Raw genomic sequence first — 16,539 nt, forward strand, 5'->3', positions numbered from 1 at the left:
GGTCTCCCGCAGCCCTGCCCACGGCAGGGCGGTTTCACAGAGCGTGGGTGTCGCGCGTGGGAATCTCCGTCGTCACCGTGGGAACCTCGGGCGCGAAGACGGGTCCGGCGTCCCCCTCGCGCGGCAGCATGCCGGCCGACAGCCCTCGGAACGGACCGCGATCCGGGCCCTGATCCGCGAGAAGCACCTCCCGTCGCTCCCCCGCCGGGATCTCCAGCACTTCACCCCGCACGGTCACCGAGACGGGCGTGTCGCCCTCGACCATCTCGAAGCAGATGCGATCCCGCAGCAGCTCGACCGCGATCCGACGCCCCCGCCAGACCAGCTTGAACCGAAGCGAATCCCAGTGGCCGGGGAGCCTCGGGTCGAAGCTCAGATGCCGGCCCGCCGAATCGCGCAGCCCCGCGAAGCCCTGCACGAGCGTCATCCAGACGCCGCCCGCCGAGGCGATGTGCACGCCGTCGGCGGAGTTGCGGTGGAGGTTGCCGAGGTCGACGTGCAGGGCGTGCTCGAAGTACCGGTAGGCGAGCTCGGGGTACCCCACCTCGGCGGCCATGATCGACTGCACGACGGCCGACAGCGTCGAGTCGCCCGTCGTGAGCGCATCGTAGTACTCGAAGTCCCGGCGCTTCTCGTCCCTGCTGAACTCGTCGCTCGCGAGCAGCAGCGCGAGCACGACGTCGGCCTGCTTGAGCACCTGGAAGCGGTAGATCACGAGCGGGTGGAAGTGCAGCAGCAGCGGCTTCTGCTCGGGCGGCGTCGCGGCGAGATCCCACACCTCCCGGTCGAGGAAGTGGGCGTCCTGCGGATGGATCCCCATCTCCTGCGAGTAGGGCACGCTCATCGCGTCGGCGGCCTCCTCCCACGCCACGACCTCGTCGGGATCGAGACGGAGACGCTCGAGCAGCCCGGCGTAGACCTCGGGCGCCTCCGCTTCGAGCCGCCGCACCATCTGGGCAGCGATGCGCAGATTGAATCGAGCCATCACGTTGGTGAACAGGTTGTCGTTGACCACCGTCGTGTACTCGTCGGGGCCCGTCACCCCGTGGATGTGGAACTTGCGCTCTCCGTCGCGCTCCGTGCGCCAGAACCCGAGGCTGCGCCACAGCCTCGCCGTCTCCACCGGGATGTCGCACGCCCCCGAGAGCAGATACTCGAAATCGCCCGTCGCGAAGACGTAGCGCGCCAGCGCGTAGGTGATGTCGGCGTTGATGTGGTACGCCGCGGTGCCGGCCGCGTAGTACGCGCTCGCCTCCTCGCCGTTGATCGTGCGCCACGGGAACAGCGCGCCGTCCTCGTTCAGCATGACGGCGCGGCTGCGCGCCTGATCCAGCATCCGCTCCCGCGCTCGCAGCGCGTTGCGCGCCCACAGCGGCGTCGTGTAGCTGAGGAACGGCAGCACGTAGATCTCCGAGTCCCAGAAGTAGTGCCCGCTGTAGCCAGAGCCCGTGAGCCCCTTCGCCGGGATCCCGCGGCCGTCGGCGCGGGCCGCGGCCTGGGCGAGCTGGAACAGATTCCAGCGGATCGCCTGCTGCACCCCGGGCTCGGCCTCGACCTGCACGTCGCTGCGATCCCAGAACTCGTCGAGGAACTCCCGCTGGCGCTCCCAGCGCAGCTCAGCGGGCTCGGCCGCCGTCTTCTCGAGCGTGTGCACGCAGCGGTCGAGCAGTTCCTCGGGCCCCGCGGTCGCGGAGGAGTGATATGCGGCGGTCTTCACGAGCCGCACCGTGCGCCCCTGGCGCGCGGTGCCCTGGAAGAGGTGCCGCACCCGGTCGTCCGAGGCCTCGACCCGGGTCTGCCACTCCCCCTCGTGGCCGCCGTCGAACTCGTGGTCGACGCCGACGCCGAGGGTCATGCCCGAATCGTGCACCCGGTAGCTCAGCACACTGCGATGCCCGACATGGCGCGCCGGGCCCGGATCCAGGATCCGCTGCGTCAGCTGCTCGCTCTTGCGCGGATCGGCCAGCCCCGCGGTCGCGCCCTGCTCCGAGTGCACGCGATTCAGATCCTGCCGATTGATGATGAGGCTGGAGACGGAGAGATCGGCGTCGGCGTCGAGCACCGTGACCCGCATCTCGAGCGTCGCGAGGTGACGCGAGGCGAACGAGACCATCCGACGCGTCTCCACCCGCACCCGCTTGCCCGTCGGAGTGAGCCACAGCAGCGTGCGGGTGAGCGTTCCCGCGCGCAGATCGAGGATGCGCTGCGCGTCGAGGATCTCCGAGGACTCGAGGTTGAGGCGCTCGTCGTCGATGTAGATGCGGATCGTCTTCACATCGGGAGCGTTGACGATGGTCTGGCCGTGCTCGGCGAAGCCGTAGGCGTTCTCGGCGTGACGGATCCGCCACGTCTCGTGCAGCCCGTTGACGAAGGTGCCGTGGCTGCCGAGCGGCAGCCCCTCCTCGTGGTTCCCGCGAAGCCCCAGGTAGCCGTTCGCGAGCGAGAACAGGGTCTCGTCCTCCCCGCACAGGGCGCGGTCGATGCCCCGAACCACGAGCCGCCACGGATCCGCCCCGAAGTCGCGCCGGAAACCCTCCACCGGGGTGTCGAACAGTTCGGGATTCATCGTGCAAGCTCCTCCAGATCCATCACTACCGTGTCTGCGCCGGCAGCCTCGAGGGCGGCCTTCCCCGCCCCCCGGTCCACGCCGACGACGAGGCCGAAGCGGCCGGCTTTCGCGGCCGCGATCCCCGAGGCCGCGTCCTCGAACACCACCGAGCGGGAAGGGTCGGCGCCCAGCAGCTCGGCGCCCCGCAGGAAGGTATCGGGCGCCGGCTTGCCGGGCAGTCCTTCGTACTCGGCGACCACGCCGTCGACCACGGCCGAGAAGCGATCCCTCAGGCCGGCGGCGTGCAGCACCGCCTCGGCGTTGCGCGAGCTCGAGACCACCGCGAGCGGGCGCCCGAGCGCCGCGAGCCGATCGAGCAGCAGCAGCGAGCCGGGGTACGGATCGATGCCGTCGCGCTGCAGCACCTCGGTGAACACCCGGTTCTTGCGGTTGCCGATGCCGATGACGCTCTCGAAGCCGTCGTTGCCCGGCTCGCCCATCGGCAGCGAGATGCCGCGCGCTCGCAGCAGGGCGGCCACGCCCTCGAAGCGCGGTCGCCCGTCGAGCGACTCGTAGTAGTCGCTCTCGCGATACGGCTCCTCGCCGCGGAGCGCGAACAGGCGGTCGAAGGTCTCCGCCCAGGCGCGCATGTGCAGGTCGACGGTGGGGGTGATCACCCCGTCGAGATCGAACAGATAGGCGTCGTAGCGGTCGATCAAACGGTGCGCCCTTCCCGAAGCTACTTCTGCGACCCCGCCAGCAGTGCCTGTACGAAGTATCGCTGGAACGCGAAAAACACTACCAGCGGAACCAGCATCGAGAGGAAGGCCCCGGCTGAGAGAACGTCGATGTTCGCGCCGAACTGACGCAGTTGCGACTGGATCGCCACCGTGAGCGGCTGCGAGTCGGTATTCGTGAAGATCAGCGCGACGAGCATGTCGTTCCAGGTCCACAGGAACTGGAAGATCGCGAGCGAGGCGATCGCCGGCAGTGCGAGCGGCAGCATGATCTGGAAGAAGATCCGCCAGTCCCTCGCGCCGTCGATCCGGGCCGCCTCGAGCATCTCCTCAGGGATCTGGATGAAGAAGTTGCGCAGCAGGAAGATCGCGAACGGCAGACCGAAGGCCGTGTGGAACAGGATCACACCGAGCACGCTGCCGAAGATCCCGAGCACCCCGAACAGCCTGGCGAGCGGGATCAGGGCGACCTGCAGCGGCACGGCGAGCAGCACGATCACCGCGATGAACAGCCAGTCGCGACCGGGGAAGTGCAGCCAGGCGAACGCGTAGGCGGCGAGCGCGCCGATGACGACCACGAGCAGCGTGGTCGGCAGCGCGATCACGATCGTGTTCCAGAACGACCCCGTGATGACGGGGTTCGAGAGCAGGTTCGCGTAGTTCTCGATCGTGAGCTCGGCCGGCTTCGTGAGCACGGTCCACCAGCCGCTCGAGGCGTTGTCCCCCGCGCTGCGGAACGAGGTGAGCAGCAGGCCGAGAGTCGGCACGAGCCAGAAGATCGCCACGATCAGCAGGATCGCGTTGACGAGCCCGCGGCTGGCGATCCTCGCGATGCTGCGGCCTGCACGGGACTTCCGGGGAGCGGACACGGCGCTCATCGGCTCCTCTCCTCTCTGAACCGGCGGACGTTGATGATCATCGACGGCAGCACGAGCACGAGCAGCAGGATCGCGAGGGCCGATCCGAGCCCCTGGTTGCTGCCCCCGCCGAACGACACCGTCCACATCTCGACCGCGATGACGTTCGCGGCGGGTTTCGATGCGCCCGGCGGGATCACGTAGACGAGATCGAATATCTTCAGCACGTTGATGATGAGCGTGACGAACACGACGACCAGCACGGGGGCCAGCAGGGGCGCCGTGATGCGGGTGAAGACCTGCCACTCATTCGCGCCGTCGGTGCGTGCCGCCTCCTGCAGCGAGCGATCCATCGCCGACAGCCCCGAGGCGATCATGACCATGGCGAAGCCGGCCCAGATCCAGACGTAGGCGAGGATCACCACGACGTTGATGAACGACGCGCTCAGCCACGAGACGCCCTGCGCTCCCGCGTCGAAGTTCGCCGCGGGCAGCGCGATCCGGTAGCTCTCTCCGGCTTCGAGGCCCTGGATCGTGTAGACGCCGCCCGCACCGGTCGTCGCGTAGCCCCGGATGGAGCCGTCCGCGCTCACCGCGTCGACGCGCACGCCCTCGAGGCCCTTCTTCCCCTTCTCGATCTCTCCGTCGGTACCCCCGCCGCCCCTGATGACGTCGAGGAACACGGTGCCCGATATCTCGGTGCTCCCCGGTCCAGCGGCCTCCTCGGCGTCGACGAGCGTCTCGGGCAGCTCGCTCTGCTTGACCCCCGTGAGGGGGAAGTTCTGCGTCGCGCCCGCCTCCACCGGCGCGCTCGTCGCGATGATCCCCTTCTCGGCCTCGATGCCGAAGCCGTCGCGCGGCTTCGCCCCCGGATAGCTCGACTGATCGCCGAACACGCTCTGCACTCCCACGATCGCGGCGTTCACCACGCCGAGCTGCGGGCTCTCCTGGAACATGCCGCGGAAGATGACGCCGGCCGCGAGCATCGAGATCGCCATCGGCATGAACACGATGAGTCTGAACGCCGTCTTCCAGCCGAGCTTGTCGACCAGCACCGCGAAGACGAGCCCGATGATCGTCACCGTCACCGGTGCCACGATCACCCACATCAGGTTGTTGCGGATCGCGGTGAACGTCGTGTCGTTCGTGAACATCGTGACGTAGTTCTGCCAGCCCACGAACGAGGCCCCGCTCTTGTCGAAGAACGAGCGCACCACCGTGTACACGATCGGATACACGACGAGGGCTCCGAGCACGAGGAGGCCGGGCCCCAGAAACGAGGCGACGAGCAGCCAGCGCCGGGTGCGGCCGTGGCCGCGGGCTCCTCGCCCGCGGCCACGGATCTGCACCGGCACCGTCGCGGTGCGGCTCATGGCGATCGCCGCCTTACTGGTAGGCCTTGGCGGCCGCGTCCTCGAGGCGCTGCGCCGTGCCGTCGATGTCGCTCGGATCCTGGTAGAACGAGATCATCTCCTGCCAGAAACCCTGCCCCGGGGTGCCGCCGAACGCGCTCGGCGTGAGGTCGGACATGTCGAACCGCAGCTCCTCGGCTCCCGTCAGCGCCTCCGCGATCTGACGCGAGACGTCGTCCGGGTAGAGCGAGGTGTCGACCGCCCCGTTGGGCGAGGTCAGGCCGCCGTTCGGCACCCAGATCTCGGCCGCCTCGGGCGAGGCGAGGAACTCCATGAGCGCCGTCGTCGCTTCACCGTCGTCGAACTGCACGGCGACGTCACCGCCGCCCACCACCGAGGGCTTCGAACCGTTCACCGACGGGAAGTCGTAGAACAGCGCGTTCTCCCCGACGGTCGAGTTGCCGTCGGCCGCGATGTTGCCGGCCACGAAGTCGCCCTCGAAGACCGTGCCCGCCTGCGGATCGGAGCCGAAGACCTCGGTCACGCTCGTCGGGAAGTCACGCTGATCGCCGCCGGGTTGCACGAGGTCGCTCCCCCACAGCTCGCCCAGCACGCCGAGCGCCTCCTTCACCGATTCGTCGGTCCAGGGGATCTCGTGCTTGGTCAGCTGGTCGTACTTCTCTGGCCCCGCCGTCCGCAGGTACACGTTCTCGAACCAGTCGGTCAGCGGCCACCCCACGTCGGCTCCGACCGAGATGCCCGCGTAGCCGGCGTCGCTCACCAGTCCGAGCTGTGTCATGAAGTCGTCCCAGTCCTCCGGCTCCGTCGCACCCGCCTCGTCGTAGATATCGGCGTTGTACCAGACGGTCGACTTGTTCGCGCCCTTGAACCACACACCGTACAGGTCGCCGTCGACGCTGCCGAGGTCGATCCAATCCTGCGCGTAGTTCTCCTCGACCGCCGACCGCACTCCGTCGGCCACCGGCACGATGTCGCCGTTCTGCGCCAGCGACTGCATGAGCGCAGGTTGCCCGAGCACCGCCACGTTCGGGGGCGTTCCGCCCTCGAGCTGCCCCTGGATATAGGTGGGGCCGTTGTCGCCGAAGCTCGTGTAGGTCACCTTCGCGCCCGTGCGCTTGCTGAACTCGTCGAGCACGGCCTCGAAGTTCTCCTGCTCGGCGCCCGACCACGCGGCGACCACGTTGAGGGACTCGCCCTCGAAATCGCCCGTGGCCGTGTCATCCCCGCCGCCTCCGCCACTGCCGCCGGAGCCGCACCCCGTCAGGGCGAGAGCCGCGATCGCCGCGCCGGCGATCCAGATACGTCGAATAGTCATGACACACTCCATCTCCGCAGTTCTGTCATCGCTCACTCTACGCATCGACAGGGACGACGGAAAGGCCTTGTGGGCGGGTGCACCGGGTGATAAGCGACAACCGGTGCCGGTCGCCTCACCGGGTGCTTCCGGCGAGCGCTACAGCACCCACTCGGCTGGGAAGGCGATCGCCAGCCACGCCGCGATGAGCAGCGACGGCCCGTAGGCCAGCTGCCGTTCGCGGTTGCGGAGGGCGGACACCAGCCCGGGAAGCGTCGCCACCGCCACCGCGAACGGGAAGATCAGCACCGCCCCGAGGCCGATCCAGGCGACCGCGAACCCGCAGATCGGCGCGAGCTTCGCGTCACCGCCTCCGAAGAAGGCCGGCCCCCAGCACAGCCAGAGCCCTGCGAAGAGCACGAAGAACAGCAGCGCCGCCAGCGCCGCCCACCCGAGCCTCGCGGGTTCGCCGAGGGCCAGGGCCGCGGGCACCAGCCATACCGTCAGCCAGATCCCCGCAGCGAGTAGCAGACGGTTCGGCAGGCGCAGCGTGCGGGCGTCGATCATCGCGAGCGCGACCGACAGCGCTCCGAATCCCGCGTAGCCGACCGCCCCGAGCGCCCATGACCACTGCCACGACCACTGCCACGACCACGAGGCCGCCCCCGTCGCCCGCCACGCGAACAGGGCGATCGCCGCCGCGGTGCCGGCGGCGATCCACCACGCATCGCGCGGGCGCAGCGCCCGCTGTTCGGCCACCGCGCCCTCGTTCACCCCGCGCCCTCAGGGCGTGACCTCGGTGCCGATCCCCCGCTCCGTGAATATCTCGAGCAGCACCGAGTGCGGCTCGCGACCGTCGATGATCGCGGCCTTCGGCACCCCGCCCCGCACCGCGTCGAGGCAGGCTCGCATCTTCGGGATCATGCCCGACTCGAGGCTCGGCAGCAGCTGCTCGAGCTCGGTCGCCGAGATGCTCGACACGAGGGAGTCGCGGTCGGGCCAGTTGGCGTAGAGACCCGCGACATCGGTGAGGATCACCAGCTTCTCGGCGCCCAGGGCGGCGGCGAGCGCGGAGGCCGCCGCGTCGGCGTTGACGTTGAGCGAGTCCCCCGGGCGGTCCATGTCGGGCGCGATCGAGGAGACGACCGGGATCAGCCCGGCCTCGAGCAGCGCCAGCACCGGCTCGGGGCGCACGTCGGCCACGTCGCCGACGAGGCCCAGGTCGACCAGTTCCCCGTCGACCTCGACGGGCGGGCGGCGACGGCCGATGAACAGGCCCGCGTCCTCCCCCGTCGTCCCGGCCGCGAGCGGACCGTGCGCGTTGATCTCGTCGACCAGCTCCGGGTTCACCTTGCCCGTGAGCACCATGCGCACCACGTCCATCGTCTCCGGGGTGGTCACCCGGTAGCCGCCCTTGAACTCGCTCTCGATGCCCAGACGCGCGAGCATCGCGTTGATCTGCGGCCCGCCGCCGTGCACGACCACGGGCAGGATGCCCGTGTGCCGCAGGTACACGACGTCCTCGGCGAATGCCGCGAGCAGCGAATCGTCGACCATCGCGTTGCCGCCGAACTTGATCACCATGATCTTGCCGCGGAACTTCTTGAGCCACTGCAGCGACTCGATGAGCACCTGCGCCTTCGCGGACGCCTGCTCGTGGTCGACGGTTCTCGTGGTCGTGGTCATCGGGTTCCGTTCTTCAGCTGGAGTACGCGCTGTTCTCGTGGACGTAGTCGTGCGTGAGATCGTTGGTGCGGATCGTGGCGGTGTGCTCGCCCGCGAACAGGTCGATCTCGACGCGTGTGCGACGCGGCGTCAGGTCGCACTCCTCGACCGGTCGGTCGGGGGCGCCGGCGTGGCAGAGGCGCACGCCGTTGAAGCTGACGTCGACGACGTAGGGGTCGAATGCGGCCTCCGTGGTGCCGATCGCGGCGAGCACGCGACCCCAGTTCGGGTCGTTGCCGAAGATCGCGGCTTTGAAGAGGTTGTTGCGCGCGACGGATCGGCCGACCTCGATCGCGTCGTCGACGCTCGCCGCGCCCCGCACCTCGATGTCGATGTCGTGGCTCGCCCCCTCGGCGTCCGCCTGCAGCTGCGCGGCGAGGCTGTCGCAGACGGCGGCGAGCGCGTCGCCGAACGCGCCCTCGTCGGGGGTGACGCCCGATGCGCCGCTCGCGAGCAGTGTCACCTGATCGTTCGTCGACATGCAGCCGTCGCTGTCGAGGCGGTCGAAGCTCGCACCCGTGGCCCGGCGCAGCGCTCGATCCAGCGTCTCGTCGTCGAGCAGCGCGTCCGTGGTGATCACGACGAGCATCGTCGCGAGGCCGGGTGCCAGCATGCCCGCGCCCTTCGCCATCGCACCGATCGTCCAGCCGTCCCCCGCGTGCACCGCGGTCTTCTCGACGGAGTCGGTGGTGAGGATCGCGGCGGGCGCGGTCGTGTCGTCGTCGGCGAGCGCGTCGGCGAGCGCCGGCACGTTGTTCACGATCTTGTCGCGGAAGGTCTGGTCGCCGGTGCCGATGAGGCCGGTGGAGCAGACGAGGATCCGCTCCGCGTCAGGCTCCCCGAGCGCCTCGGCGACGGCCTCCGCGGTGAGGCGGACGGTCTCGTAGCCGAAGTCGCCGGTGAAGCAGTTCGCGCCGCCCGAGTTGAGGATGACGGCGCGGGCGGGGCCGTTCAGGGCGACCTTGCGGCTCCACAGGATGGGGTTCGCCTGCGCGCGGTTGCTGGTGAAGACGACCGCGCTCGCCGATGCGGGGCCGTCGTTGACGACGAGCGCGAGGTCGGGCTTGCCCGTGCTCTTGAGGCCGACGGCGATGCCCGCCGACCTGAATCCTGCTGGGGTGGTGACGGTCACGGTGCGACTCCATTCACTGACAGTCCGGTGGTCTCGGGGATACCGAGGGCGATGTTGGCCGACTGGATCGCGGCCCCCGCGGTGCCCTTGGCCAGATTGTCGAGCGCCGCGACGACGACGACGCGTCCGGCCGCCTCGTCCACGGTGACGCCCATCAGGCACGTGTTCGCGCCGAGGGTGTCGGCGGTGCGCGGGAAGACGCCCTCGGGCAGCAGCTGCACGAACGGCTCGGCGGTGTACGCGTCGGCCCAGGCATCGCGCACCTGCTGCGCGGAGACGCCGGGTGCGATGCGCGCCGTCGAGGTCGCGAGGATCCCTCGGCTCATCGGGACCAGCACGGGGGTGAAGCTGATCGTCGGTTCCTCCGCGGCTCCGGCGCCGCGCAGCGCCTGGCGGATCTCGGGGATGTGCCGGTGCGTGCCGCCGACGGCGTAGGGGTTCGCCGTGCCCATGAGTTCGGCTCCGAGCAGGTGCGTCTTCGCGGCCTTGCCCGCGCCGCTCGGCCCCACGGCGAGCACGCTCACGATGTCCCGCGGCTCGATCACGCCCGCGGCGATGCCCGGGGCGAGCGACAGCGCCACGGTCGACGCGTTGCAGCCCGGAGCCGCGATCCGCGTCGCGCCGGCCAGATGCTCCCGCTGCCTCGTCCAGATGGGCGTGCCGTCCGCCGCGAGCTCGGTCACGATCAGCTCGGGGACGCCGTAGGTCCAGGCGCTGTGGTGCTCGCCTCCGTAGAACGCGGCCCAGTCCGCGGGGTCGGTGAGCCGGTGGTCTGCGCCGCAGTCGACGGCGAGCCGGACGTCCTTCAACTGCGCGGTGAGCTCGCCGGAGGCGCCGTGCGGCAGCGCGAAGAACACGACGTCGTGGCCGTCGAGCACCCAGGGCTCGGTCGGCTGCAGCACGAGTTCGGCGAGCGAGCGCAGATGGGGCTGCGATTCGATGAGCGGCCGGCCCGCGCTGGAGTGCCCGGTCACGGTGCGGATCTCGAACTCCGGGTGGGCCGCGAGCAGGCGCAGCAGCTCGCCTCCCGCGTATCCGCTGGCACCGGCTACCGCCACTGAATAGGTCATCGCACGCCCTCCGTCGTCACCCGTCTATTCTGGCACCTCGCGAGGGGCCTCCTCGCCGAGCGCGACGCTTTCAGCGAGTCCGACTGTTTCAGAGGCGCTGAACGCGTCGGTCTCGCTGAAACAGTCGCGCTCGGCGGCGGGCCCCCGGTGCGCCCGGCTAGCCTGGAAGCATGGACACCCTCAACGACTACGTTCCCACGGGCCTGTTCTGGGTTTCGCTGGCCCTCATCAACGCCGGCCTGGCCGAGCAGAAGGGGCGATCCCGCCTGAGGTGGTTCCTCGGGAGCCTGCTGATCGGGCCGCTCGCCACGGCGCTGATCGTGATCTGGGCCCCGGTCGAGACGGGCCCCGCCTTTCCTCCGCCGCGCGGGTGACTCGCCGAGCGCGACGCTTTCAGCGAGTCCGACTGTTTCAGAGGCGCTGAACGCGTCGGTCTCGCTGAAAGCGTCGTGCTCGGCGGCGGTGCCCCGGCGCAAGCCCCTCAACGGTGCTTGAACTCGGGTGCGCGCTTCTCGGCGAAGGCGCGCATGCCCTCCTTCTGGTCCTCGGTGGCGAACGCGGCGGCGAAGGCCTGCCGCTCGAATCGCAGTCCCTCCGCGAGCGGCGTCTCCTGAGCGGCCTGCAGCGCCTCCTTGGCGGCGTACACCGCGGGCAGCGACTTCGAGGCGATCGTCTCGGCCGTCTTCCCGGCTTCATCGAGCAGGTCCGCAGCCGGGACCACCCGCGAGACGAGCCCGCTCCGCTCGGCTTCCTCAGCGCCCATCATGCGCCCGGTGAGCACCATCTCGGCGGCCTTGTACTTGCCGATCGCGCGAGGCAGGCGCTGCGACCCGCCGAAGCCAGGCAGGATCCCGAGGTTGATCTCGGGCTGCCCGAACTTCGCGGTGTCGGCCGCGATGATGATGTCGCACATCATCGCGAGCTCGCAGCCGCCGCCGAGCGCGAAGCCCGCCACCGCGGCGATGACGGGCGTGCGCATGCGCTCGAACCCGCCCCACCCCGGGAAGGGGCCGCCGAGGTACATCTCGGCGTAGCCGTGGTCGACCATCTCCTTGATGTCCGCGCCGGCGGCGAAGGCCTTCTCCGACCCCGTGATGACGATGGCGCCGATGCCGGGGTCGGCGTCGAAGCCGAGCGCAGCCTCGATGAGCTCGCGCACCAGCGTCGAGTTCAGGGCGTTCAGCGCCTCGGGCCGATTCAGGGTGATGGTCGCCACACGACCCCGCGTCTCGGTCAGGATGGTGGTGTACTCGGTCATTGCTGCTCCTCGATCGGCGGGTGCGGATCCGGATCCCGCATCGGATCCGCACCCCACGTTACCGCGGGCTCTCAGCCCGCCTCGGCCTCCCGCTCCGACGCCGCGATCTCCTCGGCGGTGGGGACGTAGCCCTCGATGTGACGCTCCTCCGCGCCGTTGTAGGCGGAGAGCGGGCGGATCAGCGCGTTCGAGGCGGCCTGCTCCATGATGTGCGCGGTCCAGCCCGTCACGCGCGACGCGATGAACAGCGGCGTGAAGGTGAGGGTATCGAAGCCGATGAGGTTGTACGCCGGCCCCGACGGGTAGTCGAGGTTCGGGTAGATGCCCTTGCGCGAGACGAACTCGTTCTCGAGCGTCGCGTACAGCTCGGCCACGTCGGGCCGGTCGTAGTGCTCGACGAGCGTGTCGAGGGCCGCCTTCATCGTCGGCACGCGCGAGTCGCCCTTCTTGTACACACGGTGGCCGAACCCCATGATCTTGCGCTTCTCCGCGAGCGCCTGGTCGAGCCAGGGCACCACGTTCTCGGCCGAGCCGATCTCGGCGAAGATGTGCATCACGGCCTCGTTGGCCCCGCCGTGCAGCGGCCCCTTGAGCGCGCCGATCGCCGCGACGACCGCCGAGTAGAGATCGGAAAGCGTCGAGGTCACGACGCGGGCCGTGAACGTCGAAGCGTTGAAGGAGTGCTCCGCGTAGAGCGTCATCGAGCGGTTGAACGCGTCGACGACGACGGGATCCGGATCCTCCCCGAACGTCATCCACAGGAAGTTGGCCGCGTAGTCGAGGTCGTCGCGAGGCTCGACGAGCTCCTCGCCGCGGCGGCGGCGCTGCCCGTAGGCCACGATCGCCGGCAGCGCGGCGTAGAGGCGGATCGAGCGGTCGAGGTTCTGCTCCGGGCTGCCGGAGGCGTCGAGCACCGAACCGCCGCCCGCGGTATCCGAGGCGCCGATCACGCTCACGGCCGTGCGCACCTCGTCCATCGGGTGCGCCTCGAGCGGCAGCAGATCGATCGCGGCCCTCACGTTGTCGGCGAGCGCCCGGTGCTCGCGCTCACGGGCGCGCAGCTCGGCCAGCTGCTGCTCGGTGGGCAGCTCGCCGTGCCAGAGCAGATAGGCCACGGCCTCGAACGGCTGCGTCGCGGCGAGCTCCTGCACGGGGTACCCGCGGTAGAGCAGGCTGTTGGTCTCGGGGTTGACCTTCGAGACCGCGGTGTAGTCGACGACCACACCGGCGAGTCCCTTCTTGATGTCGGTTTCCGTCATCGTTGACTCCTCACTCGTCGTCCTGCGCGTACTCGCAGGATCTCATATGGGACCGGTGCCGTCCCGCGACTCGCTCGCGCAGGCCGGCACCGGTCGGCGATCAGCGCTGCACCTCGAAGTTGAAGACGCTCGTGTCGAAGTGGTTGTACTCCTCGTAATCGACCAGCTCGTAGAGATCGGCGCGATGCTGCATCTCGTCGAGCTTCGAGGTGAGGTGCCCCTCCTCGTTCAGCGTATCGAGCGCGCGACCGGTCGCCCCCATCGCGATGCGCAGCATCGAGACCGGCCAGATCACGATGTTCACCCCGATGTCCGCGAGCTGCTGCGACGAGAAGAGATCGCTCTTGCCGAACTCCGTCATGTTCGCGAGGATCGGCACGTCGAGCGCCTTCCGCATCGCCTCGAACTCCTCAAGAGTGCGCATCGCCTCCGGGAAGATCGCGTCCGCGCCCGCGTCGACGAGGGCCTTCGCCCGGTCGACCGCGGCGTCGAGCCCCTCGGCGGCACGGATGTCGGTGCGCGCCATGATGAGGAAGTTCGGATCGCGCCGAGCGTCGACCGCGGCGCGGATGCGCTTGGTCGCGGTGCTCTCGTCGACGACCGACTTGTTGTCGAGGTGACCGCAGCGCTTCGGGTTGACCTGATCCTCGATGTGCGTGCCCGCGAGGCCCGCATCCTCGAGCGTCTGGATGGTGCGAGCCACGTTCATGGGCTCGCCGAACCCGGTGTCGGCATCGATGATCGCGGGCAGGTCGGTCATGCGGGCGATCTGCTCACCGCGCCCGGCGACCTCGGTGAGGGTCGTGAGGCCGATGTCGGGCAGGCCCAGGTCGGCCGAGAGCACCGCACCCGAGATGTAGACGCCGTCGAAGCCCTTGCGCTCGATGAGCCGCGCCGAGAGCGGGTTGAATGCGCCGGGGAAGCGCAGCAGTTCGCCGCTCGCGAGGCGCTCGCGGAAGAGCCGGCGCTTCTCGGCCGGAGTGGTCTTGGAGTACAGCATCAGAACAGTCCCTTCGGAGCGGCCGCGAGGTCGATGACGCCCGGCGCGGCGACGATGTTCAGCTCGCGCACCTCGTCGGCGGTGAGCTCGGGCAGGCGCTGCACGAGCTCGAGGAAGCGCTCGATCTCGGCCTCCTCGAGCACGGGCTCGGCGAGGATGCGGAACTTGCGGATGTAGTTCTCGCGGGCGAAGGGCCGCGCGCCGAGCGGGTGGGCATCGGCGACGGCGATCTCGTCGACGATCTTCTCGCCGTTCGCGAGCTCGATCTCGACCCGGCCGCCGAAGGCCTTCTCGTCGGGATCCTCCGAGTGGTAGCGACGCGTCCACTCCGCATCCTCGGCCGTGGTGATCTTGTTCCACAGCTCGACGGTGTCGGCGCGGCCGGCGCGCTCGGGTGCGTAGGAGTCGACGTGGTGCCAGCCGCCGTCCTGCAGCGCGACCGCGAAGATGTACGGGATCGAGTGGTCGAGCGTCTCGCGCGACGCCTTCGGATCGTACTTCTGCGGGTCATTGGCGCCCGAACCGATCACGTAGTGGGTGTGGTGGCTCGTGTGCAGCACGATCGCCTTGACGTTCGCGGGATCGGCCAGCTCGGGGCGCTCCCCGTGCAGCTTGCGGGCCAGATCGATCCACGCCTGGGCCTGGTACTCGGCCGAGTGCTCCTTGGTGTAGCTGTCGAGGATCGCGCGCTTGGGCTCTCCCGGAGCGGGCAGCGGCACGTCGTACGACGCGTCGGGGCCGTCGAGCATCCAGGCGATCACGCCGTCCTCGCCCTCGTAGATGGGGCTCGGCGAGGTCTGACCGCGCATCGCGCGGTCCACGGCCTCGACCGCCATCTTGCCTGCGAACGCGGGGGCGTGCGCCTTCCAGGTAGAGATCTCGCCCTTGCGGCTCTGGCGGGTCGCCGTGGTGGTGTGGAGCCCCTGGCCGACAGCCTGGTAGATCGTCTCGGCGTCGAGGCCGAGCAGGGTGCCGATGCCGGCGGCGGCCGACGGGCCGATGTGGGCGACGTGGTCGATCTTGTGCTTGTGCAGGCAGATGGAGCGCACGAGATCCATCTGGATCTCGTAGCCCGTCGCGATGCCGCGCACGAGCGCCGCCCCGTCCTTGCCGGCGTGCTGGGCGACGGCGAGGATCGGCGGGATGTTGTCGCCGGGGTGCGAGTACTCGGCCGCAAGGAAGGTGTCGTGGTAGTCGAGCTCGCGCACGGCGACGCCGTTGGCCCAGGCCGCCCACTCGGGGCTGGACTTCTCGGCCCGGTCCCCCGTGCTCGGGAGGCCGAAGATCGCGGATCCCTGACCGCCCTTGGAGACCGGGTGCGAGAGGGCCTGAGCGCGAGCGGCGACGATCGGACCGCGGTTCAGGGAGGCCGCGGCGACCGACGCGTTGTCGATGATCCGGTTGATGATCATGTCGACGACCTCGGGCACGACCTCGACGGGATCGACGGCGACCTCCGCGATCTTCCAGGCGAGCTGCTGCTCGCGCGGGAGGTCTTCTTCGCTCTTGTACACGCGGACGTGATGGGTGACGGTCATTGCGGTCCTTCCTGGGAGGGCTTGCCGATCGAGCTCAGGATCGAGCTGAGGGCGTTGTGGAGGTGCACGTGAGTGGCGTGCGCGGCGAGTTCGGCATCGCCCCGGGCGATCGCATCGGCGATCAGGGCGTGCTCGGAGACCGAGGCTGCGAGACGGTCTCGGTTGTCTCGGGCGATGCGCCGCGCGCGGGCGAGGTGGGTGCGCACCGTGCGCAGGGCGCTGATGAGGTAGGCGTTGTCGACCGCCGTGTCGATCTCCGCGTCGAAGCGGGCGATGAGCGCGTAGTAGTCGTCGGCCGCGACCTCCCCCGATTCGGGATGGGCGGCGGCGAAGTCCGCTGCGAGCGCCGCGAAGACCGCGGGATCGCCGCGTCGCGCCGCCAGCCGTGCCGCCGTCTCCTCGAGCGCGCGCCGCGCCTCGAAGAGCTCGCGGATATCGTCGGCGTCGAAGCCGGTGACCACGAGCACCCGGGGGGACTGCTGTCGCACGAGGCCGTCGGCCGACAAGCGACCGATCGCCTCGCGCATCGGGGTGCGGCTGACCCCGAGCCGCTCGGCCTGCTCGACCTCTCCGATCACGGAGCCGGGAGGCAGCGCGCCGCTCTGAATATCCTCCAGCAGGGCCGCGTAGGCCCGGTCGCTGGCGCGGATCGGCTGCACACTCACAGGGCTAGCGTATACATAAACGGGATAATTTTGCAAGCATTTCGGCACCTATCGGCACTTATGTATACATAAACCGAGAGGGG

15 protein-coding genes are annotated in these 16,539 nt (G+C 69.6%); 1 reads left to right on the forward strand and 14 read right to left on the reverse strand.

The window, feature by feature from the left end; all coding sequences use genetic code 11:
* Positions 1-34: 34 nt before the first annotated feature.
* The 9 genes from KVY00_RS03475 to argC all read right to left on the reverse strand — a co-directional run bounded on the left by KVY00_RS03475 (position 35) and on the right by argC (position 10,736).
* Positions 35-2,566 carry a glycoside hydrolase family 65 protein gene (locus KVY00_RS03475; RefSeq protein ID WP_223044354.1) on the reverse strand — a complete coding sequence of 844 codons (2,532 nt, stop codon included), beginning with the start codon at positions 2,564-2,566 and terminating at the stop codon, positions 35-37.
* Entirely contained in the window at positions 2,563-3,267 is a 705-nt protein-coding gene (locus KVY00_RS03480; protein ID WP_223044355.1) for an HAD-IA family hydrolase, read from the reverse strand. Before KVY00_RS03480 ends, KVY00_RS03475 begins: the two co-directional genes overlap by 4 nt.
* A gap of 20 nt (positions 3,268-3,287) precedes the next feature.
* Positions 3,288-4,163, reverse strand: a complete 876-nt coding sequence (locus KVY00_RS03485) for a carbohydrate ABC transporter permease (RefSeq protein ID WP_223044356.1) — start codon at positions 4,161-4,163, stop codon at positions 3,288-3,290.
* Positions 4,160-5,515 (reverse strand): carbohydrate ABC transporter permease, encoded by a 1,356-nt coding sequence (locus KVY00_RS03490; protein WP_223044357.1) that lies wholly within the window; start codon positions 5,513-5,515, stop codon positions 4,160-4,162. The genes KVY00_RS03485 and KVY00_RS03490 overlap by 4 nt, the downstream gene beginning before the upstream one ends.
* Positions 5,516-5,528: 13 nt before the next feature.
* Positions 5,529-6,830 (reverse strand): ABC transporter substrate-binding protein, encoded by a 1,302-nt coding sequence (locus KVY00_RS03495; protein WP_255572741.1) that lies wholly within the window; start codon positions 6,828-6,830, stop codon positions 5,529-5,531.
* Positions 6,831-6,968: 138 nt separating this feature from the next.
* On the reverse strand, positions 6,969-7,568 hold the full coding sequence (locus tag KVY00_RS03500; RefSeq protein ID WP_223044358.1) for a prepilin peptidase: 600 nt from the start codon (positions 7,566-7,568) through the stop codon (positions 6,969-6,971).
* A 24-nt stretch (positions 7,569-7,592) separates the two neighbouring features.
* Positions 7,593-8,495 (reverse strand): acetylglutamate kinase, encoded by a 903-nt coding sequence (argB, locus tag KVY00_RS03505; protein WP_223044359.1) that lies wholly within the window; start codon positions 8,493-8,495, stop codon positions 7,593-7,595.
* Positions 8,496-8,508: 13 nt separating this feature from the next.
* Positions 8,509-9,666, reverse strand: a complete 1,158-nt coding sequence (gene argJ / locus KVY00_RS03510; RefSeq protein ID WP_223044360.1) for a bifunctional glutamate N-acetyltransferase/amino-acid acetyltransferase ArgJ — start codon at positions 9,664-9,666, stop codon at positions 8,509-8,511.
* Positions 9,663-10,736: an N-acetyl-gamma-glutamyl-phosphate reductase gene (argC, locus tag KVY00_RS03515; RefSeq protein WP_223044361.1), complete on the reverse strand. Its 1,074-nt coding sequence runs from the start codon at positions 10,734-10,736 to the stop codon at positions 9,663-9,665. The genes argJ and argC overlap by 4 nt, the downstream gene beginning before the upstream one ends.
* 170 nt (positions 10,737-10,906) lie before the next feature.
* Here argC and KVY00_RS03520 point away from each other — a divergent pair, with 170 nt between their 5' ends.
* Positions 10,907-11,110 (forward strand): hypothetical protein, encoded by a 204-nt coding sequence (locus KVY00_RS03520; protein ID WP_223044362.1) that lies wholly within the window; start codon positions 10,907-10,909, stop codon positions 11,108-11,110.
* 107 nt (positions 11,111-11,217) lie between these two features.
* On the opposite strand, the gene KVY00_RS03525 is transcribed toward KVY00_RS03520, so the two are convergent.
* The 5 genes from KVY00_RS03525 to KVY00_RS03545 all read right to left on the reverse strand — a co-directional run bounded on the left by KVY00_RS03525 (position 11,218) and on the right by KVY00_RS03545 (position 16,441).
* Entirely contained in the window at positions 11,218-11,994 is a 777-nt protein-coding gene (locus tag KVY00_RS03525) for an enoyl-CoA hydratase (protein WP_223044363.1), read from the reverse strand.
* 71 nt (positions 11,995-12,065) lie between these two features.
* Complete coding sequence (locus KVY00_RS03530) at positions 12,066-13,253, reverse strand: bifunctional 2-methylcitrate synthase/citrate synthase (protein WP_223044364.1); 1,188 nt, start codon at positions 13,251-13,253, stop codon at positions 12,066-12,068.
* A 100-nt stretch (positions 13,254-13,353) separates the two neighbouring features.
* Complete coding sequence (gene prpB, locus KVY00_RS03535; protein WP_223044365.1) at positions 13,354-14,253, reverse strand: methylisocitrate lyase; 900 nt, start codon at positions 14,251-14,253, stop codon at positions 13,354-13,356.
* Positions 14,253-15,791: an MmgE/PrpD family protein gene (locus KVY00_RS03540; protein WP_223044366.1), complete on the reverse strand. Its 1,539-nt coding sequence runs from the start codon at positions 15,789-15,791 to the stop codon at positions 14,253-14,255. The genes prpB and KVY00_RS03540 overlap by 1 nt, the downstream gene beginning before the upstream one ends.
* Positions 15,788-16,441 carry a GntR family transcriptional regulator gene (locus KVY00_RS03545; protein ID WP_223045163.1) on the reverse strand — a complete coding sequence of 218 codons (654 nt, stop codon included), beginning with the start codon at positions 16,439-16,441 and terminating at the stop codon, positions 15,788-15,790. The genes KVY00_RS03540 and KVY00_RS03545 overlap by 4 nt, the downstream gene beginning before the upstream one ends.
* Between the last annotated feature and the right edge of the window lie 98 nt (positions 16,442-16,539).

It is taken from the genome of Leucobacter tenebrionis, assembly GCF_019884725.1.
Taxonomy (GTDB): Bacteria; Actinomycetota; Actinomycetes; order Actinomycetales; family Microbacteriaceae; genus Leucobacter; species Leucobacter tenebrionis.